This window comes from Streptomyces daqingensis, from assembly GCF_014645895.1.
GTDB lineage: Bacteria > Actinomycetota > Actinomycetes > Streptomycetales > Streptomycetaceae > Streptomyces > Streptomyces daqingensis.
This window is the reverse complement of record NZ_BMMP01000014.1, coordinates 158,866-178,607: the sequence shown is the minus strand read 5'-3', so window position 1 is coordinate 178,607 and position 19,742 is coordinate 158,866. Positions and strand designations below refer to the sequence as shown.

Below are 19,742 nucleotides of genomic sequence, written 5' to 3'. Positions count from 1 at the left end.
TCGCGCATGCACCGGGGCAATCGTACGGACATGTTGTGACCTGGGGCATAGACAGCCGCAGGTCACGTGGCGAAACCTGGGCCGCCCGACAACGATGTCCCGGCCTCGGAGGCTCAGTGGTACGAGTGAAACGCGTCCGGACCCTGCTGGGTCTGGCCGGTGCCGCCCTGTGCGCGGGACTGGTGGGCGCCTCACCGCACGCCCCTCCGGTCAGCGTAGGGGAGATATCGGACGGAAAGCCCGCCGGGGACCCTGTGAGCCTCGTCAACCCCTTCATCGGCACCCGCAACGAGGGGAACACCTTCCCCGGAGCGGCCTTCCCCTTCGGCAAGGTGCAGCTCTCGCCGGACACCGGCGCCAACACCGGCTACGACTGGGACGACGACCGCATCCGCGGCTTCTCCTCGGTCCACCTCTCGGGCGTGGGCTGCAAGCTGGGCGGCGACCTGCCGGTGATGCCCACGACCGGAGACGTCTCCACCACCGACAACGCGGAGTACGCCTCCGCCTTCCGCCACGAGAAGGAGAGCGCCTCACCCGGCTCGTACCAGGTGGCGCTGGACGACTACGGCGGCACGAAGGCGGAGCTGACCGCTGCCCGGCACACCGGCCACCAGCGCTACACCTTCCCGGAGACCGGCAAGGCCAACGTGCTGCTCAACTCCGGCCAGGCCCTGCACAAGGTCACCGACAGCTCCGTACGCGTCCTGGACGAGCGGACCGTGGCCGCCAAGGTCACGGGAAGCGGCTTCTGTCAGGGGACGAAGCCGTACACCGTCTGGCAGGTGACCCGCTTCGACCGTCCGTTCGACTCCTACGGGACGTGGGACGGGGAGCGCGTCACGGAGGGAAGCAGGTCCTCGGAGGGCGGCGGACGGCGCGGCGCCTACGCCCGGTTCGACACCAGGGACGGGGACCGGGACGTCGAAGCGGTGACCGCCCTGTCGTACGTCGACGCAGAGGGTGCCGCCCGCAACCTCGACGCAGAGGGCGGCAGCACCTTCGACGAGACGCGCGAGAAGGCCCGGGCCGCGTGGCGGGAGCGCCTCGGCAGGGTGAAGGTCACGGGAGGGAGCCCCGAGCGGCGCCGCGTCTTCTACTCGTCCCTGTACCGGTCGCTGCTCCACCCCAATATCGGTGAGGACGCCGATCGCCGGTACCGCGGATGGGACCAGAGGATCCACCGCGCGAAGGGGCACACCTACTACCAGAACTGGTCGCTGTGGGACACGTTCCGCACGCAGGCGCAGCTGCTCACCCTCGTCGCGCCGCGCGAGTCACGCGACATGGCGCTCTCCGTGCTGGACGTCGAGGAGCAGGGCGGCTGGCTGCCCCGGTGGGGCTACGGGACGACCGAGACGAACATCATGACCGGGGACCCCGTCACCCCCTTCCTCGCGAACGCCTACCAACAGGGGCTGCTCGACAAGGACGAGGGGGAGCGGGCCTACCGCGCGTTGAAGAGGAACGCGGACGGCATACCTCCGCGCCAATCGCCCTATCTCGGACGTATGGCGAACAAGGAGTACATCCGGGACGGCTACATACCGCACCAGCCGGACAGGCCGAAGCTGAAGCCCGGGAGCCCCGACTGGCGGCACAGCGCGTCGGCCAGCCTCGAGTACGCCGCCGCGGACGCCTCCCTCGCCGGGATGGCGCGCGACCTCGGCCACGACGAGGACGCCCGGCGGTACGCCGCACGCTCCCGCAACTACCGCGAGACCTTCGACCCGGAGACGGGTTTCCCGCGCGCCCGCGACAGCCGCGGAGAGTTCACGGGGCCTTCCGATCCGGCTCACAGCAAGGGCTTCCAGGAGGGCACGTCCTGGCAGTACCAGTGGTCGGTGCCGCACGACATCCCCGGCCTGATGTCGCTGATGGGCGGGAAGAAGGCCGCGGAGGACCGCCTGGACACCTTCTTCGCCCACGACGACCTGGTCAGGGACCCGGAGGGGACGGCGCGCGGCACGTGGGTGAACGGCCCGTACGACTACTACGGGACCGACAAGTACAACCCGCACAACGAGCACGACCTCACCGCCCCGTACACCTACCTCTCCACGGGCTCGCCGTGGAAGACGACGGAGGTCGTCGACGCCGCGCTGCGCCTCTTCGACGACTCCCCGGCGGGGGTAACGGGCAACGACGACCTGGGCACCATGTCGTCGTGGATGGTGCTCTCCTCGATAGGCGTCTTCCCGGTCTCACCCGGCACGGACACCTGGGGTCTGAACACGCCCGCCTTCGACCGCGTCGAACTCGAACTGGACCGCGAGTGGTATCCGAAGGGCGGCTTCACCGTCACCGCGGACGGCACGGAGGACGGCAGCCGCTACGTCCGCTCCGCCTCGCTCGGTGGCGTCGGCACCTCCCGCACGTGGATCACCACGGAGGACATACGGCGCGGAGACGACCTGCACTTCGACCTCGCGCGGGAGCCCTCGGAATGGGGGACCGGCGACGGCGACGAGCCTCCCTCGCTGCGCAGACCGACGCAGCAGGACCGTTGACCCGGCGGCGGGACGGCCAGCAAGATCGATTACCGGGTCACGTCAGGTCAGGAGGGGACAGGTCGGGCCGGAAGACAAGCGGGACGGCACAGGGAGTGAAATGAGCAACGACGAGACCAACCGCCGGCGCAGCGCGGAATGGTTCGCGGCGGAGGGGCGCAACGGCTTCATCCACCGGTCCTGGATGCGCAACCAGGGGTTCGGCCCTGAGGTCTTCGACGGGCGGCCGGTCATCGGCATCGGCAACAGCTGGTCCGAACTCACGCCGTGCAACGCGCACTTGAGGGACGTCGCCGAGGCCGTCAAGCGGGGGGTGTGGGAAGCCGGCGGTCTGCCGCTGGAGTTCCCCGTCATGTCGCTGGGGGAGACGCTGATGCGTCCCACCACGATGCTCTTCCGCAACCTCATGGCCATGGAGGTGGAGGAGACCCTGCGGGCCAACCCCCTCGACGGCGTCGTCCTGCTCTCCGGCTGCGACAAGACCACGCCCGCCATGCTCATGGGGGCCGCCAGCGTCGACATCCCCGCACTGATGGTCACGGGCGGGCCGATGCTCAACGGCAAGTTCCGCGGACGCGACATCGGTTCGGGCACCGCGGTGTGGAAGCTGAGCGAGGAGATGCGCGCGGGGAAGCTGACCGCCGCGGATCTGAGCGAGGCCGAAGGATGCATGTCGCGGAGCCGGGGCCACTGCATGACGATGGGCACCGCCTCGACCATGGCCTGCATCTCGGAGGGGCTGGGCATGCAGATGTCGGGCGGCGCGGCCATTCCCGCCGCCGACTCCCGGCGGTACGCGCTGGCACAGGCGTCCGGCAGGCAGGCCGTGCGGCTCGTCGAGCAGGACCTGCGGCCGTCGCACATCCTCACCCGGGAGGCGTTCGAGAACGCGATCCGCGTCAACGCCGCGCTCGGGGGCTCCACCAACGCGGTGGTGCACCTGCTGGCGCTGGCCGGACGGGTGGAAGTGCCCCTGGAACTCGCCGACTTCGACCGGCTCACGGCGGAGGTTCCGGTGCTGGCCGACATGATGCCCTCCGGACGCTTCCTCATGGAGGACTTCTACTACGCGGGCGGGCTGCCGGCGGTCATGCGCGAACTGGGCGACCTCGTCCACCGCGAGTCGGTAACCGTCACCGGCCGGCCCATCGGTGAGGAGATCGCCGACGCGGAGTGCTACAACCGCGAGGTCATCGGGACGATGTCCGAGCCCTTCATGGCGGCGGGCGCCGGAACCGCGGTGCTGCACGGCACCCTCTGCCCCGACGGGGCCGTCATCAAGGTCTCCGCGGCGGACGAGCGCCTGCTGCGGCACCGGGGGAAGGCCCTCGTCTTCGACCGCGTCGAGGACTACACGGCGGTCGCCGACGACCCCGGACTGCCCGTCGACTCCTCCACCGTCATCGTCGTGCGCAACGCAGGGCCGAAGGGCTACCCGGGCTTTCCGGAAGTGGGCAACGTGCCCGTGCCGAAGGCCCTGCTGGAAGCGGGAGTCGAGGACGTCGTGCGGATCAGCGACGCCCGGATGAGCGGCACGGGGTACGGCACGTGCGTGCTGCACGTCGCCCCCGAGTCGGCTGTCGGCGGGCCGCTCGCGCTCGTGCGGACGGGAGACGTCATCGAACTCGACGTGCCCGGGCGGCGGTTGGACCTGTGCGTCGGCGAAGACGAACTCGCGTCCCGGCGCGAGGAGTCGGCGGCCCAGGGTGAGCCCGCCGACATGGCCGGCCGCCGGCGCGGCTGGGAGAGGCTCTACACGGAGCACGTCATGCAGGCCGACCGGGGTGCGGACCTGGACTTCCTGACGGGCGGCAGCGGCGACGAGGTGCCGCGCCACTCGCACTGAACCACCCCGGAGTTCGCCGGTGTGGTCCGCCGGACGGGGCCGGCCTCGCGCTGCGGGGCCGGCCCCGTCCGTTGAGGGCCCGGGCGCTGTCCGGCTGTGCCGTGCGGCGACGCGAGCCCGGCGCCTCACGCTCCGGTCCCGGTATTCCAACACCCGCACGGGCATGTCCACTCGGGGCCGGCGCCGTCTGGCCGCCGGGTCTCACCAGTGGTTGACTCTGCGTCGGCCGGCCGACGGCCGGTCACCTCCGTGAACCCCCCACCCCAAGGAAGACACCTTGAGACCCGTAACCTCCGTACGCATAGCCGTCGCCACGGCCCTCGCCGCCTCCTCGGTCCTGCTGACCGCGCCGCTCGTCTCGGCGCAGCCGGCGGATGAAAAGGCAGCGCCGAAGGCCGCCGACACCATCGGCATCTACCCGCCGATCCAGGGCAGCTCCATCTGGGACCGGTTCGGCCAGACGCCGCCCTCCTCCCACCACCGCGTCTTCTACAACTACGGCTATCTCAACGACTGGGCGGTCGACATCTACCGCAACCCGGGGGGCACGGTCGTCTCGCCGTTCGGCAGCAAGACGTCCGCCGGGAACCCGGTGTCCGTCCGGGTCGTGACCGTCAAGCCGGGATGCGCCACGGGGAACCTCGCCGACGGCGGTTACCGCATCGGCCTGGAGGCGCGCGACGACGCCACGGGAACGGTCGTCGGACGCGCGGACGTCATGCACGTCGACAAGAAGCCGGACGCGATCGCCGTGGGAGCCAGCGTCGGCCCGTGGACCAAGCTCGGCGAGACCGGACGGTTCCGCTACTCCTCGTGCTACCAGGTCAACGGCGACTCCGGCGCCCACATCCACCTCGAAGTCATCAACAAGACGCGCTATTCCTGCTACATCAACCGCGGCGCCGGCACCACGCTCGGCGACGAGACCGTCGTCGGCCGCGTCGGCACGCAGAACTCCGGCCCGCAGCAGGCCTGCTGACGCTCGTGCCGACCACGGCGGGCGCGATCCGCTCCCACGGCCCGGGCCGGGGGCCGATGTAGCGGACGGCAGACGTGAGCCGTGCCGGCCACGGGCGTGAGACGGCGCCCGTGGCCGGCACGGCCGACCAGCTGTCGTGACCTGCGAGGCGCCCCGCGGGAGGAGGCAGGAAGGCGTTTTCCGGGCCGGGCGCCGGAAGGCCGCCCCGCTCTACTGCGAGCGGACCGTCACCCTCTGATCCCGCTTCAGCTGGCCGAAGAGCTTCTCCGCTTGAGCAGAGTTCCAGGCCACCGCGTCGCCCTTGCGGGTACGGATCGGGCCCTTCGTCGGGACGTTGATCCGCTTGCCGCCGCCGTCCGAGATGCCCTGCACCGTCCGCAGCATGGTGCTCAGCTCCTTCAGGCTCATGCCCTGGTCGACGATCAGGGTGTCGAGCCCGGCGCTCACGGCGGGATACACGGCACCGGGGTCGAGGGCCGTGTCCGGGTCCGCCGCCTTCTTGGCGAGTGCCGAGAGGAACTTCTGCTGGTTCTGCGTCCGGCCCAGGTCGCCCTTGGCCTCCTGCTTGCGCTGGCGGACGAAGGCCAGGGCCTCCGCACCGTCGAGGTTCTGGCAGCCCTTCTTCAGGTTGGCGCCCGAGTCCTTGTCCTTGATGTTCCGGTCGACGCACATCGGGACGCCGCCCACGGCGTCGACGATGTTCACGAAGCCGGCGAACCCGATCTCCGCGTAGTGGTCGATCCGAAGGCCCGTGTTCTGCTCGATGGTGCTGATCAGCAGCTCCGGACCGCCTTGCGAGAAGGCCGCGTTGAGCTTGTTCTTCACGGGCCCCGAGGTCTTTCCCGTGGAGGGGTGGGTGTACCCGGGGAGGGTGACCCACGAGTCACGCGGGAAGCTGACCATCGTCGTGCCGTTCACACCCTTGTGCACCAGGATCATCGAGTCGGTGCGACGGCCCCCGAAGACACCGGTGTTGAGCCTCTTCCTGTCCTCCTCGGAGAGGCCTTCACGGCTGTCGGAGCCCACGATGAGGTAGTTGGTGCCCTTGCCGGGCGGGGGCCGGGAGTCGAACTTGTTGAGATCGACGTTGCGCTGCAGCTTCGTCTCCGCCCACGCGTACGTCCCCACGGAACCCGTGATGACCGTGGCGAGCAGGATGACGACCGCACGGCGCAGCGGGCGGCGGCGCTTGGGACGCCGGCCGGCGCGGGGGGCCTCGGGGCCGAAGCGCGAGGAGAAGCCGTCACCCGGACCGCCCGGGCCGTCCCCTCCCGGCGGGAAGGCCGGAGTGCCGGGCCCGCCCGGGCCGCCCGGCTGGACGGCACCGTGCCGGCCCACGGGCTGGACGGCTGAGGAATGGCTCCCTGTCTGGACGGCACCGGGATGTGCGCCGGGCTGCATCGCACCGGGGTGCGTCCCGGGCTGTGCCGCACCGGGCTGGACTCCGGGCTGCATCCCGGGCTGGACGTGGCCGGGAGGACCCGCGGGCTGGGCCGCACCGGGCGGCATGCCGCCACTCCGTCGCGTTCCCTGCCCGGCCGCCCCGGCAGCCGGGGGCTCCTGGGCGGGCAGCGGCGTGGTGCGCCCGGATACTGCCTCGCCCTGGATGACCTCGCCGCCGGAGCGCTTCCGCTCCTCCGGCCTCGGCGGATACGTCACGGGGCCTCCGGGCCGGGCCGGGCTCACCACGTTGACGGGGTCGCCCACGGCGTACTCGCCCGTGTCGAAGTCGTCGCGCTTGCGACGGCCCCCGGTACGGGCGGCACGGCCCCGACGGGCCCCGGCGCGCGAACCGCGGCCATCCTCGGCCCACTGGTCGTGTGGGTCCTTCATGGCCCGACTCTCCCCTCGCTCACTTGATTCCGGTCACTTCGCTTCGTCCGGCGCCGCCGGTCACTTCGACGACAGGGTGCGCTGCTTGGCGGGTTCGCTGAGCAGATGCTGGTCGGCGGTGCCCGACCGGCGCATGCGCTGCCACTTCAGCCGGTTACCCAGCAACGCCGTCACCACTGACTGGATGATCACGAAATAGAGCAGCTGCCGGTAGACGAACAGCTGCAGAGGCAGCGACCACAGCTCGCGCAGGGGCTCCCTGTCCAGCCTCAGCGCGTACGCGGCGGTCACCATCTGCATGACCAGGAAGCCGAGCCAGACGCCCAGCGCCTCCAGGGGGTGGCGGAAGAAGAGGCCGTACAGGAAGAACACGTCGACGACGGGCGCGGCGAAAGGCAGCGCGATCTGGAAGAGCGTGAGGTAGCTCAGGCCGCGGCGCCCGAAGCGCCCTGCCGGCCCGACCTCCAGCGCGGCCCGCCGGTGCTTCCACATGGACTGCAGCGTGCCGTAGCACCAGCGGTAGCGCTGCCGCCACAACTGGCTCAGGGTCTCGGGCACTTCGGTCCAGGCGATGGCCGTCTCCTCGTAGACGACGCGCCATCCGGCACGCCACAGGGCCATCGTCAGGTCGGTGTCCTCGGCCAGCGTGTCCTCGCTCACGCCGCCGATGCCCAGCAGGGCGTCGCGGCGGAAGGCGCCGATCGCTCCCGGGACCGTCGGCATGCACTCCAGCACCTCGAACATGCGCCGGTCGAGGTTGAAGCCGAAGACGTACTCCAGGTGCTGCCACTTGCCCAGCAGCTTCTGCCGGTTGCCGACCTTGGTGTTGCCGCTGACCGCGCCGATCGCGGGGTGGGCGAGCGGCTGGACGAGCTGGTGCAGGGCCTCCGGCTCGAAGACGGTGTCCGCGTCGACCATCACGACGATGTTCGACCTCGCGTGCGCCAGACCGGTGTTGAGGGCGCCCGGCTTGCCGGTGTTGCCCTGCCGGATGACGAGGACCCGCGGGTCCTGGATGCGCTCGGCGATGTCGGCGGTGGCGTCGGTCGAGCCGTCGTCGATCACGATCACCTGCAGGTACGGATGCGTGGACGCCAGCAGCGAACGCACCGTCGACTCGATGCCCGCCTCCTCGTTGTGGGCCGGCACAAGCACCGTCACCGGTTCGTTCACCTCCCTCAGCCACGGCGAGCCCGGCCGGAACCGCTGCAGCCGGTTCGTGTGCATCCGCGCGAACATCAGCAGCAGGATGAGCCTCAGAAGGCTGAGCCCTCCCGCCGCCACGAGGGCCCACGCCATCGCGCTGGTGAAGAAGGCGCCGAGCATCCTCGCCCAGATCAGGCCCTCGCCCCGCAGCCTCTCCGCGGCGGAGACGGTCGTGGTGGGGGAGGGCCGTCCCAGCCCGTCTGTGACGGTCGTGAACCTCTCCACGTTCCGGTTGCGCAGCAACTGCTCAGCCTCGTGATAACCGAGGTCCGAGTTGCTGTACTGGCGCACCACGCCCTGCGACGGCTTCCGCGACTTGCGGTCCGCCGCGACGATCAGATAGCCCTGCTCGGCGCTGCGCACGGCGGCGTCCCAGGACTCGCCGCACAGGGTGTCCGCCGCGGTCGTGTGCGGCAGCCTCAGCAGCCCCGTGTTGACGCCGGCCGAGCCGGCGAGCGCCGTCTGCGTCAGCGACAGCTCCATCTTGGAGCGCAACGGCGAGGCCGATCCGAGGTCGCCGCCCGTGTAGGTGTACGAGCCGATCTCGTGGCCCTCGGCGCGGATCCGGCGCACCAGCTCCGGGTGGCGGGTCGCCTGGGACCCGTAGATGAAGAAGGTGGCCTGCGCGCGGTGCTTGCGCAGCAGGTCCAGCACCCGGGGCGTCCATACGGGATCGGGGCCGCCGTTGAAGGTGAGGGCGGCCGTGCGCGGCGGCATGGAGGCGGTCTGGATGGTGCCGTCGTTCAGGCGCAGGACCGGGTCGCCGGTGTCCGCGGCCTTGGGCATGGGAGTCGTGCACGGGCGCTTGTTGCGCGCGTCGTCGACCTCGTGGTTCGTCCAGCCCTCGAAGACGAGCGCGGCGATGACCACGGGGAGGAAGAGCAGCAGCAGCAGCCAGTGCCCCCGCGGGTCCCGGCGCAGCGCGTGACGGCTCACCTGTTCGCGCCGCCGGGACGGGCCGAGGAGGTGGCCGGTGCGGTCGGGGACGGCGAGGGGTCACGGCCCTGGTCCTGGGAGGACTTGGGCGAGGGGTTCGCTCCGGGCGACTCCGAACGCGCGGGGAACTGCGCACCCGCGGGAACGTCCGAGTCCTTCTGGGAGGAACTGCTGGGCAGCGGCTCGTCCATGCGCGGCGGGTTCTCGCCCGTGGACTCCTGCAGACCCCCGAACACAGCGGCGAAGATGGCGAGATACCCGGTGCAGGCACACCCGATGGTCACTGCCGCATAGCGCACGAGTCTCCGGCGCCTACCTGAACTGGCAATGAATATCGGGTGATTCTGGTCTTCACGCCTCCGACGGCTGTCGTTCATGGATCGCATGGGGCGTGAGTGTAGCCAGCCTGGAACGCGAGTGAGCCGGAAAGATTCAGTAATCCACCTGTGAACTGTGTCGCCTTTTTCTCAGGGGTGCTGGGCAGTAGCCGTATTCGCATGCGTCACCACTCTTGGTTGGCAGTCCGGCCCCCCGGTTCCCCCACTGCGCATCATGCCGCTCGACTGTGCGGAAAAGGCAGTCATGCGGGCGTCGGGGCTTGTCGCCGACACCGCTGCGCGTTGCGGTCACGTGGCGGGAATTCGCCTCGGGAGCGGCGCTCCTGACGGGCCGGGGGAGATTCGTTCGCGCAGTGGTCACGGGGGTTTCCCGGCGGACGGGCGAGGGGAATGACCCGGTCGTGGCGGGGTGGACAGGCGTGCGCGCAGCGATCGGCAATCACGACGGGCCCGGTGTACGGGCTCTGGCGTCGCCTCGCCGTTCTGAACCTTTCGTCGGCATTTCGCCGATCACCGCGTCTTCACAGAGTCGCCCGCCCCGTGACGGTGACATTGGCCGGATCCGCTCGGCGTGCGGCAGTCGGCCGCCTCTCTCGTGTACGGCTCCGGCCTTCGCTCAGGTGCGGATAAAGGCGAGTTGACAGCCCTGAAAGACAAAGAAGTCGTTGTGCGTAATTATCGACTTCTTCCTTACTTTCCCGTCAATCGCGACGGGGCGGATCTGATGCAGGTTCCTCGTCTTCCGCTGAATCGCGACATTCGTCACCGCGTCTGCGAGAGATCGCACGTCATGGGCCTGCGTGAAGAAGAAGTGAAGATCCAGTGCCGAAGGGGAAACTCCCGCCGGGAGCGCTGAGGCGGCCGAACGAGTCCACTCGTACCGGGCGCCGCCTGTGTCCGGCCAAAGCGTTCGCTCGCAGCCCTGCGTGTCACGCCGATTACCCCCTGCATCATATTCAGTTGAGCATGCAATCGAGTAGGTGCTACTTCTCACTGGGCCACCAGTTCTGCTAGACGACAGGAAGGCCCGTCATGGTTCTCGGAGAAAGCATCGAACTGCGGGCCCTCGACCCGTCCGAGGCGGAGCGGGTGTGGCGCTGGAACCACGACCCGGACGTGTTCCGCTGGATGCAGGAGAATTATCCGCAGTCCCTGGCCCAGGTCAGGAAGCGTCTGGAGGAACGGGCGACGAACGCCTACGGGGAAGTCCTCCTCGGCATCCAGGTCCGCGAGGACGGCGAGCTGATCGGTCTCGTGCGGCTGAGGGACGCCGAACCCGAGACGGGCTGCGCCGAACTCGACATCTACATCGGGGAGAAGGCGTACTGGGGGCGCGGCCACGCGACCGACGCCGTGCGCACGGTCTGCCGCTACGGGTTCGACAAGATGCGCCTGCACAAGATCTCGCTGACCGTCGTCACCGACAACCACCCGGCCCGCCACGTCTACGAGAAGGTCGGGTTCGTCGAGGAGGGGCGCCTGCGGCAGGTCTTCCGGCGGGACGGCCGCTGGTACGACATGTTCACGATGGGCTTGCTGGAGGGTGAACTCCGCGGCTGAGCGAGGCACTTCGCCTCCCGCCCGGACGCGCTGCCGGGAGTGGGGCGGCAGGCTGGGACACTTGTCACCATGCGTACCGACTTCGATCCCGGGAGCCTTCCCCGGGGCGACTTCTACAGGCTGCTGACCGCGCTCGTCGTGCCCCGCCCGATCGCCTGGGTATCCAGCACCACGCCGGACGGCACCGACAACCTCGCGCCGCACTCGTTCTTCAACGTCGCGTGCGTCACGCCGCCCGTCGTGCAGTTCTCGTCGGTCGGCCGCAAGGACTCCTTGCGCAACATCGAGGAGACCGGGGAGTTCGTGGTGAACTTCGCGCCCGAGCGGCTCTTCGAGCAGATCAACGACACGGCCACCGACTTCCCCCGGGGGACGAGCGAGTTCGACGCGGCCGGCGTGGAGCGGGAGCCGAGCCTGCGCGTGAAGCCCCCGCGGGTGGCCGCCTCGCCGGCGGCGCTGGAGTGCGTACTGCACAGCACGGTCCGGCTGGGCGACTCCACCGTCGTCTTCGGCCGCGTCGTGCACGCCGCCGTCTCCGACGGCGTCCTCGTCGACGGCCACCCCGAGGCGGAGCGGCTGCGTCCGCTCACTCGGATGGGCAGGAACGAGTGGGCCACGCTCGGCGAGGTCCGCGAGATCGCCCGCGTCCCGTACAGCGAGTGGCAGGGACGGTCCGGCTAGCGGCCGAGTGACCCTCGGCAGCCCGCGCGGCCCGCGGGCCACCCGCAGCGGCGGCTCAGCGCCGGGAGCCCGTGACGCGTCGTGGCCGGTGCGGGCGGGCGCAGATCCGTGCACGCCGCGGATGGAGGTCCAGGTGTCCGTGCGCGGCCGCCCTGTGCACGGCGCGGGAGAGCCGGCCGGGCGGGCGCACCATGACGGGGCCGGGGCCCCGCACCGGCGTGGAAGCGGCGGGGTCCCGCGCTGGAGCGCCGCGCCCGCTGTGGTCGACGGCCAGCACGAAGAGGCCCCGGACGGTGGCGCAGGCCGCGAGGGCCGCGCCCGCCGCGCCCGGGGCCCCGAACAGGAAGCCCTCGTCGAGCAGCACGATGCCGACGACGGCGGCGAAGGCCGGGTTGACCACCGTGGCCGTCGCGAGCGGAGTGGCGAGCCCGCCGCCCCGGTAGGAGGCCTGCGACGTCGCCAGCCCCGTCGCGGCGAGCACGCCGATCAGGCCCATCAGCGGCGCGAGGACCAGCAGCGGTGACGTGCCCCAGCTGTCGGCCACCGTCTTGATGAAGACGGACGCGGCTCCGTAGGCGACCCCCGCCGCCGTGGCGAGCGAGACGGTACGCGTCAGCCGCGAGCGACGCCCCGCCGTCGCAGCGGTCGCCACGAGGAGCACGAGGGCGCACGCCACCGCTGCCGCGAGCACCGGCTGCTCCGCCCCCGCGAGCGAGCGGTTCGGTGTGGACCCGGTGAGCACCAGGAGTACGGCGAGGCCGCCCGAGACGAGGGCGATGCCCCGCCAGGCCGTGCGGCTCACGGGTCGCCGGACCATGACGGCCGCCAGGGGAGGGGCGAGGACGAGGGTGAGCACGCCCAGCGGCTGCACCACTGACAGGGGGCCGAGGCCCAGCGCGCCGACGTGCAGCACCGCCCCCAGCCCGTTGAGGGCGACGGCCCCCCACCAGCGGGGGGAGCGCAGCAGCCCGTAGCGGCTGGGCGGCGTCGTCGCCGCGATGCGTTCCTGGACGATGGCCGCCGTGGCATAGCAGACGGCCGAGAGCAGTGCCAGCAGCACCGCGCCGATGAGGGCGTTCACGGCCGAACCAGCCGGAACAGGCACATCCGGTTCATACCGTCAACGATGCCTCCATTGAGGGAGAGGCGTCACCGTGCTGCGGGCGCGTACTGCCGTACGGCCCCAGGACTGCACTCTCGCGCACCTCGCGCGGTGCGCCCCGGGCCCGTCGAGCCCCACCCGGTCCCACGGGTCAGCCTGAGGAGACGCCTCCGGACGACGCGCCTTCGTTGGGACTCAGCACGCCCGTGGCGACCAGTACGAACAGCAGCACGCCCAGCAGGATGCGGTAGATCACGAAGGGCATGAAGCTGCGCGTGGAGATGAACTTCATGAACCAGGCGATCACCGCGTACGCCACGAAGAAGGCGAGCAGCGTCGCGAAGACCGTCGGCCCCCAGGAGACGTGGCCTTCGCCGATCTCCGTCAGCTCGAACACCCCGGAGGCCATCACCGCCGGGATGGCCAGCAGGAACGAGTAGCGTGCCGCGGCCTCACGCGTGTAGCCCATGAACAGGCCGCCGCTGATGGTGGCGCCCGACCGGGAGACGCCCGGCACCAGGGCCAGCGCCTGGGCGCAGCCGTAGAGGAGCCCGTCCCTGACCGTCAGCTGCTCCAGCGTCTTGCGCTCGCGGCGCGGCCGGTTCTCTCCGCCGTGTGCGTCGCGGGCGGCGAGCCTGTCGGCGATGCCGAGGACGACGCCCAGCACGATCAGGGTGGTGGCGATCAGGCGGAGGTCCCTGAAGGGCCCCTCGATCTGGTCCTTGAGCGTCAGTCCGAGCACGCCGATGGGGATCGAGCCGACGATCACCAGCCAGCCCATCTGCGCGTCGTGGTCGCGCCGCATCTCGCGGTCGGTCAGCGAGCGGAACCACGCGGAGACGATGCGGGCGATGTCCTTGCGGAAGAAGATGATGACCGCCGCCTCCGTCCCGATCTGCGTGACGGCGGTGAACGCGGCCCCCGGGTCCTCCCAGCCCGCGAAGGCCGCGGTGAGCCGGAGGTGGGCGCTGGAGGAGATCGGGAGGAATTCGGTCAGTCCCTGGACGAGCCCGAGGATGAACGATTCGAACCAAGACATCTGCTTAAGACCCGTCCTGTCATCAGACATGCCGGTGAGCCGCGCGAGCGCGCGCCGCGATCACGCGGAGCACACTACAGCGGCTGGATGACGCGGCCTCAGGGGGGCGCGGACGGGTTCTACGGGCGCGGTTCGGTGTCGCGCAGCATCGCGCGCTTGCGCCAGGCGACGACGGCGCCGCCCAGGCCGGACAGGGCGATGAAGCCGAACGCGGCGAGGAAGACGGGCGAGGTCGGCGCCGCGGCGTGGCTGCCGGCGATCACGTACGCGGCGGTGTTGGGGATCACGCCAAGCGCTGTGGCCGCGAGGAACGCGGGCCATGTCATCCGGGAGACGGCCGCCCCGTAGTTGGAGGCCGCGAAGGGGACACCGGGCAGCAGCCGGATCACCAGCATCGAACGGAAGCCGTGCTTGCTGAGTTGGCGGTCCGCCGCGCTGAGCCACCGCGCCCGCAGCATGGGGCGCAGGGCGTCCTGGCCGAGCATGCGTCCCAGGCCGAACGCGATGCCGGAGCCGATGACCGTCCCGACGACGGCCGAGACGGTGCCGGCCTCGATGCCGAACAGCGCGCCCGCGGCGACGTTGAGGACGGGGCGCGGGACGAAGGCCGCCGTGCACAGGCCGTACGCCACGGTGAAGACGACGCCCGCCACGCCGCTCGAGAGGTGCGGAGGCAGGCCGTGGATGAAGAACCGCTGCGGCTCGTACACCAGCACCGATATGCCGCCGGCGCACAGGAGCACCAGCAGCAGGGCCAGGCGGCACCTGGGCGAGAGCAGCGTCCGTGCCAGCCGGCTGGTCGGCTCGGCGGACTGCGTGGCGGTTACCGGCACGTCGGCGAGCGTAACGGACGTTCCGGGGGCTCCGCGGGGTGAGAACGCCGGAAGTGCGGCGTCACACACGGGAGAAGGGATGCCGCGGCGGCCGGACGCGGGGCTCGGGACGAGGGCGGGAAAACTCGCTCGCTATACGGCTGTTGGGGCGTTCGGACCGTACGCGCGTTCCCATGTGACCTCCGTGGGCACGTCCGCAGCAGCCGAGGCGGCCGCTCCCGTGCGGCGAGCCGCCCCTCCGCGGCCTGCACCGCTGCCGCCGCAGCGTGCGTACGGGCGGCGCCCCGCACGCCCCACAATGGGACGGTGGAGAAGAACCAGCCCGAACAGCAGGGAAGCCGTCAGTCCCCGGCGCCGGAGGTGCCGCCCGAGCCCGAGGCGATACCCGTGATGCGGACCGTCGGCTCGGGGACCGCCAAGCTGATGCCCGACGTCGACCGGCCGGACGCCTGGCTGCTCACCGTCGACGGCGCTCCCCAGTCGTACGTCGACCTGCGCGACCCCAGGCACCTGGAGTTCGAGTACGCGCGGCGGGTCGCCCACGTCCTCGACCTCGCCGCCGAGGACGCACGCCCGCTCGACGTGCTGCACCTCGGCGGTGGCGCCCTGACCCTGCCCCGCTACGTCGCCGCCACCCGGCCCGGGTCCCGGCAGCGCGTGGCCGAGATGGACGAGGAGTTGTCCGCGCTCGTCGGGGAGCACCTCCCGCTGCCGGAGGAGTCCGGTGTCGTGGTCGAGGCCGCGGACGCCCGCAGCTTCCTCGACGCCTCACCGGCGGAGTCGGCGGACGCCGTGGTCGCCGACGTCTACGGCGGCGTCCACGTTCCGGCGCACCTGACCACCCTCGGCTACGCCCGTGCGGCCTGCCGCGTCCTCCGCCCGCACGGCATGTACATCGCCAACCTCGCCGATTCGGCGCCCTTCCCCTTCGTGGGGGCGCAACTGGCCACTTTCGCCGAGGTGTTCCCGCACATGTGCCTCATCGCGGAACCCTCCGTGCTGCGCGGGCGCCGGTTCGGCAACACCGTGCTCGTGGGCGCGCACCAGCCGCTGCCGCTCGCGGAGCTCTCCCGCCGCACCGCCTCGGACGCCTTCCCCGCGAGGGTCGAGGCGGGTGCGGCGCTGGCCCGGCTCACCGAGGGCAGGAAGCCGGTGCACGACGGGGACGCAAGTCCGTCCCCGGTACCGCCCGAGGGTGCCTTCACCATCGGCTGACGGGCCGGCCGCCCGTCGGCGCCCGACCTGCGGTGTCCGGCCGGCGCCCGCTGCCGGAGGGGGCTTACCGACCGTGGTTACTCAGTGGTAACGTCCGGGCATGCCCACAGAATCCCTTCCGTCCATCGGCGAGATGATGGCGACCACCGTCCCGATGGCAGGCACGCTCAACCTGGAGTTCTCCGAGACGACCCCGGAGCGTGCCGTCGTCGTCCTGCCCGACCAGAGCGCCTTCCATAACCACGTGGGCGGCCCGCACGCGGGTGCGATGTTCACGCTGGCCGAGTCGGCCAGCGGCGCGATCGTGCTCGCCGCCTTCGGGGACCAGCTCAAGCGCGCGGTGCCGCTGGCCGTACGGGCCGAGATCGACTACAAGAAGCTCGCGATGGGGACCGTGACCGCGACGGCGGAGCTGGGCCGGCCGGTCGCTGAGGTGCTCGCGGAGCTCGACGCCGGGGACCGGCCGGAGTTCCCGGTGCAGGTCTCGATCACCCGCGAGGACGGCGCCGTCACCGGCGAGATGAAGATCATCTGGACGCTGCGGCCGCACACCGCCTGACCTCCGCCGGACGTTCTCCCGCCGCCGCTCTGGGCCGCCTGCGGCGGCGCGGAACGCTGTTCCCGCGCATCGGTTAGGCTGCGGAACGTGTGCCCGCGGAGTGCGGGCGGCGTGCGCGGGTTGACCACCGGACCGAATGCCTCCCGCGTTCATCACCGGCGGGAGGATGCACAGTTGCACGTCCAGGAGTGGCTCGAGAACGTGCCGGCGGTGAGCATCTACCTCCTCGTGGGGCTGGTGATCGGGCTGGAGAGCCTGGGTATCCCGCTCCCCGGCGAGATCATCCTCGTCAGCTCCGCGCTTCTGGCCTCCCAGCACGGTGAGATCGACCCGCTCGTCCTCGGCGCGTGCGCCACGACGGGCGCCATCGTCGGCGACTCCATCGGCTACGCCATCGGACGCAGAGGCGGCAAACCCCTGCTGGCCTGGCTCGGACGGAAGTTCCCGAAACACTTCGGACCCCACCATGTCGCCACCGCGGAACGCTCCTTCGAGCGCTGGGGGATGTGGGCCGTCTTCTTCGGCCGCTTCGTGGCCCTGCTGCGCATCTTCGCGGGCCCGCTGGCCGGTGTGCTGAAGATGCCGTACTGGAAGTTCGCCACCGCCAACGTGCTGGGCGGGATCGTCTGGGCGGGCGGCACCACGGCCGTCATCTACTACGTGGGCATCGTCGCGGAGGCGTGGCTCAAGCGCTTCTCCTGGCTGGGCCTGGTCGTCGCCGTCCTCTTCGGAATCGGTTCGATGCTCGTACTCCGGCGCCGGTCCCGGAAGGCCGAGGCGGAGCAGGCGGGCGCCCAGGGCGAACCGCTGGCCTCCAGCGCCCAGACGCCGGATGCCCCCCGCGAGGGGGCGGGCGACAGCGGAGCCGACGCTCCGGGCGAGGCAGGTGCGGCGACGGGCGGCGACAAGGCCGGCGGCCGGGAGGCGGTCCCGGCCGCCGAGCGGACCGACTGACCGTCACTCGCCGACGGGAGTGACCTCGTCGCGGTGGGCGCGTGCCAGGTGCTGGTACATCTCCGCGTTGGCCCGGATGCCCTCGCGCTCCTCGGAGGTCAGCTCGCGCTTGACCTTGGCCGGCACTCCCGCGACCAGCGACCCCGGGGGCACCTGCATGCCCTGGGGGACGAGCGCGTGCGCGGCGATCAGGGAACCCTCCCCGATGCGGGCGCCGTTGAGGACGGTGGCGCTCATTCCGACCAGGACGCCGTCCTCCACGACGCAGCCGTGCAGTACGGCGTTGTGCCCGACCGAGACGCCCTCGCCTACGTGCGTGGGGTAGCCGGGGTCGGCGTGCACCGTGCAGTTGTCCTGGATGTTGGAGCCGGCCCCCAGGGTGACGGAGTCGCAGTCCGCACGAAGTACCGCGCCGTACCAGACACTTGACGCAGCCCCCATGGTCACGTCGCCCACGACCACCGAGGTCGGTGCGGTGAAGGCGTCCTCGTCGATCTTGGGAACCCTGCCGCTCACGCCCGCGATCACCGGTCGCTGCTCCGTCATCGTCTTCGTCTCCGTTCGCTTCCCGCCCGGCTGTACGCCAGCCTCCCGCTGAACCGTATGCGATGGATGGGTGGAAGATCACAGGGGACCGTCCTCTCCGCTCGGGCCCGCGCGCACTACCGTGACGGCGTGCCCTCGATCCGGAACCTCCCCGCAGCGCTCGCCTCCCGGGCGGTGCACGGCGTCTGGCGCCTCGCGCAGCAAGCGGGCGCGGTGACCGCCGAGCACCAGGGCCCGTACTCCTTCCGCCGCATCGGCGAGGGGACGAGGCTGGCCTTCCCGCAGGGAACGGTCTTCGGCACGCCCTGGATCGAGCTGGGCGCCCACTGCGTCATCGGCCGGGAGGTCACGCTGAGCGCCGGGATGCTGCCCGGCCTGGACCTCGGTCCCGCACCTGTGGTGACGCTCGGCGACGGCGTCGTCCTGGGCCGCGGCAGCCACGTCATCGGTGACGCGCAGCGGTCGGTGGTCATCGGGGACGACGTCTACTGCGGCCCGTACGTCTACGTCACCTCCACCAACCACTCCTACGACGATCCACACGAACCGGTCGGCAAGCAGTGGCCCCGCACCGCCCCCGTGGAGATCGGCGCCGGAAGCTGGCTGGGCGCGGGATCAGTGGTCCTGCCGGGCGCGCGGCTCGGGCGCAACGTGGTGGTGGCGGCAGGAGCGGTCGTACGGGGAGAGGTCCCGGACCACGCCGTGGTCGCCGGAGCGCCCGCGCGGATCGTGCGTCGGTGGGACGCGGAGCGCGGCTGGCAGCCGCCGCTTCGGACCCCGGCCCCCGAGCCGGTGCCCGCGGGGGTCACCTCCGAGGAGCTGCTCGCGGCGGCCCAACTCGTCGCGGACGCCGAGTAAGAGGACGGGAACGAGGAACAACCGACTCTGCCGGAGCTGAGCCGGGCCGCCTGATTCGGACGGGCCTCGGCCGGCCGGGGGGGGGATCTCGCCGGTATGAGGGCTTCAGCGCCCTTCGGGCGATGTGTGAACCGCGCTGCCGGGCGGGGTGAGGCACCGGCGCACGAGTGTGAGGGTGCGTTCCGTGACCGTGCCGAGGGGGGTGCCGTGCTCGACCGCGGCCAGGGCTGTGTGCAGTATTCCGGCGATCAGATCCGCCGTGAGCGCGGGCTCGGGAGCACCTAGCTGCCGGACGGCTGCGCGGAACGGTTCGACCTGTTCCTTGTGGAGTTCCATCAGCCGTTGCCGGCAGGCGGGATGGAGACCGGCGTTCATGAGGGCGGCGGCCGGCCGGTGTGCGCCTTCGGCGCCGAGGCGGAGGCTTTCCCGGAAGAACGCCTCGACGCGTTCCAGCGGCCCGTTCGCAGAGGCCATGGCGCGGGTGAGTGCCTCGTTGGAGCGCCGGAAGGCTTCTTCCGTGACGGTGGTCAGGAGGGCTGCCGAGGAGTCGAAGTACTGGTACACGCTGGAGCGGGCCAGGCCTGCCAGGGCGCCGACCGCCGCCGGTGTGACGGCGGTGGCGCCCTCGTTCACCAGGATGTCGATTGCCGCCTCGATCAGTGCCTCGCGTTGCTGGGCGCGGTGCTCGGCGACGGTGGAGGCGTTGATCTTCGGCATGCGGGACGGGCTCCTGGGTGGCGGACGGGC

16 protein-coding genes and 1 pseudogene are annotated in these 19,742 nt (G+C 71.2%); 9 read left to right on the top strand and 8 right to left on the bottom strand.

What is annotated here, in order from left to right; all coding sequences use genetic code 11:
* Nucleotides 1–125 precede the first annotated feature (125 nt).
* The 3 genes from IEY56_RS21115 to IEY56_RS21105 all read left to right on the top strand — a co-directional run bounded on the left by IEY56_RS21115 (nt 126) and on the right by IEY56_RS21105 (nt 5,335).
* Nucleotides 126–2,510 carry a GH92 family glycosyl hydrolase gene (locus IEY56_RS21115; RefSeq protein WP_189038835.1) on the top strand — a complete coding sequence of 795 codons (2,385 nt, stop codon included), beginning with the start codon at nt 126–128 and terminating at the stop codon, nt 2,508–2,510.
* 100 nt (nt 2,511–2,610) lie between these two features.
* Complete coding sequence (locus tag IEY56_RS21110; protein WP_189038834.1) at nt 2,611–4,356, top strand: IlvD/Edd family dehydratase; 1,746 nt, start codon at nt 2,611–2,613, stop codon at nt 4,354–4,356.
* A gap of 277 nt (nt 4,357–4,633) precedes the next feature.
* A complete protein-coding gene (locus IEY56_RS21105; RefSeq protein ID WP_189038833.1) occupies nt 4,634–5,335 on the top strand; it encodes a hypothetical protein in 702 nt (233 codons plus the stop codon).
* A gap of 210 nt (nt 5,336–5,545) precedes the next feature.
* Here the strand turns inward: IEY56_RS21105 and IEY56_RS28955 are convergent, their stop codons facing one another.
* The 3 genes from IEY56_RS28955 to IEY56_RS21090 are packed head-to-tail and all read right to left on the bottom strand — an operon-like array spanning nt 5,546 to nt 9,609.
* Nucleotides 5,546–7,168: an LCP family protein gene (locus tag IEY56_RS28955; RefSeq protein WP_308424161.1), complete on the bottom strand. Its 1,623-nt coding sequence runs from the start codon at nt 7,166–7,168 to the stop codon at nt 5,546–5,548.
* 60 nt (nt 7,169–7,228) lie between these two features.
* Nucleotides 7,229–9,310, bottom strand: a complete 2,082-nt coding sequence (locus tag IEY56_RS21095) for a bifunctional polysaccharide deacetylase/glycosyltransferase family 2 protein (RefSeq protein WP_229712080.1) — start codon at nt 9,308–9,310, stop codon at nt 7,229–7,231.
* On the bottom strand, nt 9,307–9,609 hold the full coding sequence (locus IEY56_RS21090) for a hypothetical protein (protein WP_189038832.1): 303 nt from the start codon (nt 9,607–9,609) through the stop codon (nt 9,307–9,309). Before IEY56_RS21090 ends, IEY56_RS21095 begins: the two co-directional genes overlap by 4 nt.
* Nucleotides 9,610–10,680: 1,071 nt before the next feature.
* Here IEY56_RS21090 and IEY56_RS21085 point away from each other — a divergent pair.
* A complete protein-coding gene (locus IEY56_RS21085) occupies nt 10,681–11,208 on the top strand; it encodes a GNAT family N-acetyltransferase (protein ID WP_189038831.1) in 528 nt (175 codons plus the stop codon).
* 69 nt (nt 11,209–11,277) lie between these two features.
* Nucleotides 11,278–11,889, top strand: a complete 612-nt coding sequence (locus IEY56_RS21080; protein ID WP_189038830.1) for a flavin reductase family protein — start codon at nt 11,278–11,280, stop codon at nt 11,887–11,889.
* A 55-nt stretch (nt 11,890–11,944) separates the two neighbouring features.
* On the opposite strand, the gene IEY56_RS21075 is transcribed toward IEY56_RS21080, so the two are convergent.
* The 3 genes from IEY56_RS21075 to IEY56_RS21065 form a co-directional block, all read right to left on the bottom strand.
* Nucleotides 11,945–12,994 (bottom strand): DMT family transporter, encoded by a 1,050-nt coding sequence (locus IEY56_RS21075; protein ID WP_229712079.1) that lies wholly within the window; start codon nt 12,992–12,994, stop codon nt 11,945–11,947.
* Nucleotides 12,995–13,142: 148 nt separating this feature from the next.
* Nucleotides 13,143–14,030, bottom strand: a complete 888-nt coding sequence (locus IEY56_RS21070) for an undecaprenyl-diphosphate phosphatase (RefSeq protein ID WP_189038829.1) — start codon at nt 14,028–14,030, stop codon at nt 13,143–13,145.
* 119 nt (nt 14,031–14,149) lie between these two features.
* The gene (locus tag IEY56_RS21065; RefSeq protein WP_189038828.1) at nt 14,150–14,863 is read right to left on the bottom strand and encodes a TVP38/TMEM64 family protein; all 714 of its coding nucleotides are present in this window, start codon (nt 14,861–14,863) and stop codon (nt 14,150–14,152) included.
* Nucleotides 14,864–15,253: 390 nt separating this feature from the next.
* Here IEY56_RS21065 and IEY56_RS21060 point away from each other — a divergent pair, with 390 nt between their 5' ends.
* From IEY56_RS21060 to IEY56_RS21050, 3 genes and pseudogenes are all read left to right on the top strand, one after another.
* Complete coding sequence (locus IEY56_RS21060; protein WP_189038879.1) at nt 15,254–16,078, top strand: spermidine synthase; 825 nt, start codon at nt 15,254–15,256, stop codon at nt 16,076–16,078.
* Between the two features lie 100 nt (nt 16,079–16,178).
* The gene (locus IEY56_RS21055) at nt 16,179–16,637 is read left to right on the top strand and encodes a DUF4442 domain-containing protein (RefSeq protein WP_189038827.1); all 459 of its coding nucleotides are present in this window, start codon (nt 16,179–16,181) and stop codon (nt 16,635–16,637) included.
* 174 nt (nt 16,638–16,811) lie between these two features.
* A pseudogene (locus IEY56_RS21050) lies at nt 16,812–17,426 on the top strand (DedA family protein); the annotation flags it as partial.
* Between the two features lie 168 nt (nt 17,427–17,594).
* On the opposite strand, the gene IEY56_RS21045 reads toward IEY56_RS21050, so the two are convergent.
* Nucleotides 17,595–18,137: a gamma carbonic anhydrase family protein gene (locus IEY56_RS21045; protein WP_189038825.1), complete on the bottom strand. Its 543-nt coding sequence runs from the start codon at nt 18,135–18,137 to the stop codon at nt 17,595–17,597.
* A 66-nt stretch (nt 18,138–18,203) separates the two neighbouring features.
* Here IEY56_RS21045 and IEY56_RS28895 point away from each other — a divergent pair, with 66 nt between their 5' ends.
* Complete coding sequence (locus tag IEY56_RS28895) at nt 18,204–18,995, top strand: acyltransferase (protein WP_189038824.1); 792 nt, start codon at nt 18,204–18,206, stop codon at nt 18,993–18,995.
* Nucleotides 18,996–19,100: 105 nt separating this feature from the next.
* Here IEY56_RS28895 and IEY56_RS21035 read toward each other — a convergent pair whose 3' ends face one another.
* The gene (locus tag IEY56_RS21035) at nt 19,101–19,712 is read right to left on the bottom strand and encodes a TetR/AcrR family transcriptional regulator (protein WP_189038823.1); all 612 of its coding nucleotides are present in this window, start codon (nt 19,710–19,712) and stop codon (nt 19,101–19,103) included.
* Nucleotides 19,713–19,742 lie beyond the last annotated feature (30 nt).

What these genes read in the sequence shown, in the direction of transcription:
- IEY56_RS21080 (WP_189038830.1), top strand. Translation starts at nt 11,278, where the DNA reads ATGCGTACCGACTTCGATCCCGGGAGCCTTCCCCGGGGCGACTTCTAC.
- IEY56_RS21045 (WP_189038825.1), bottom strand. Translation starts at nt 18,137, where the DNA reads ATGACGGAGCAGCGACCGGTGATCGCGGGCGTGAGCGGCAGGGTTCCC.
- IEY56_RS28955 (WP_308424161.1), bottom strand. Translation starts at nt 7,168, where the DNA reads ATGAAGGACCCACACGACCAGTGGGCCGAGGATGGCCGCGGTTCGCGC.
- IEY56_RS21060 (WP_189038879.1), top strand. Translation starts at nt 15,254, where the DNA reads ATGCGGACCGTCGGCTCGGGGACCGCCAAGCTGATGCCCGACGTCGAC.
- IEY56_RS21055 (WP_189038827.1), top strand. Translation starts at nt 16,179, where the DNA reads ATGCCCACAGAATCCCTTCCGTCCATCGGCGAGATGATGGCGACCACC.
- IEY56_RS21110 (WP_189038834.1), top strand. Translation starts at nt 2,611, where the DNA reads ATGAGCAACGACGAGACCAACCGCCGGCGCAGCGCGGAATGGTTCGCG.
- IEY56_RS21085 (WP_189038831.1), top strand. Translation starts at nt 10,681, where the DNA reads ATGGTTCTCGGAGAAAGCATCGAACTGCGGGCCCTCGACCCGTCCGAG.
- IEY56_RS28895 (WP_189038824.1), top strand. Translation starts at nt 18,204, where the DNA reads ATGGGTGGAAGATCACAGGGGACCGTCCTCTCCGCTCGGGCCCGCGCG.
- IEY56_RS21070 (WP_189038829.1), bottom strand. Translation starts at nt 14,030, where the DNA reads ATGTCTTGGTTCGAATCGTTCATCCTCGGGCTCGTCCAGGGACTGACC.
- IEY56_RS21035 (WP_189038823.1), bottom strand. Translation starts at nt 19,712, where the DNA reads ATGCCGAAGATCAACGCCTCCACCGTCGCCGAGCACCGCGCCCAGCAA.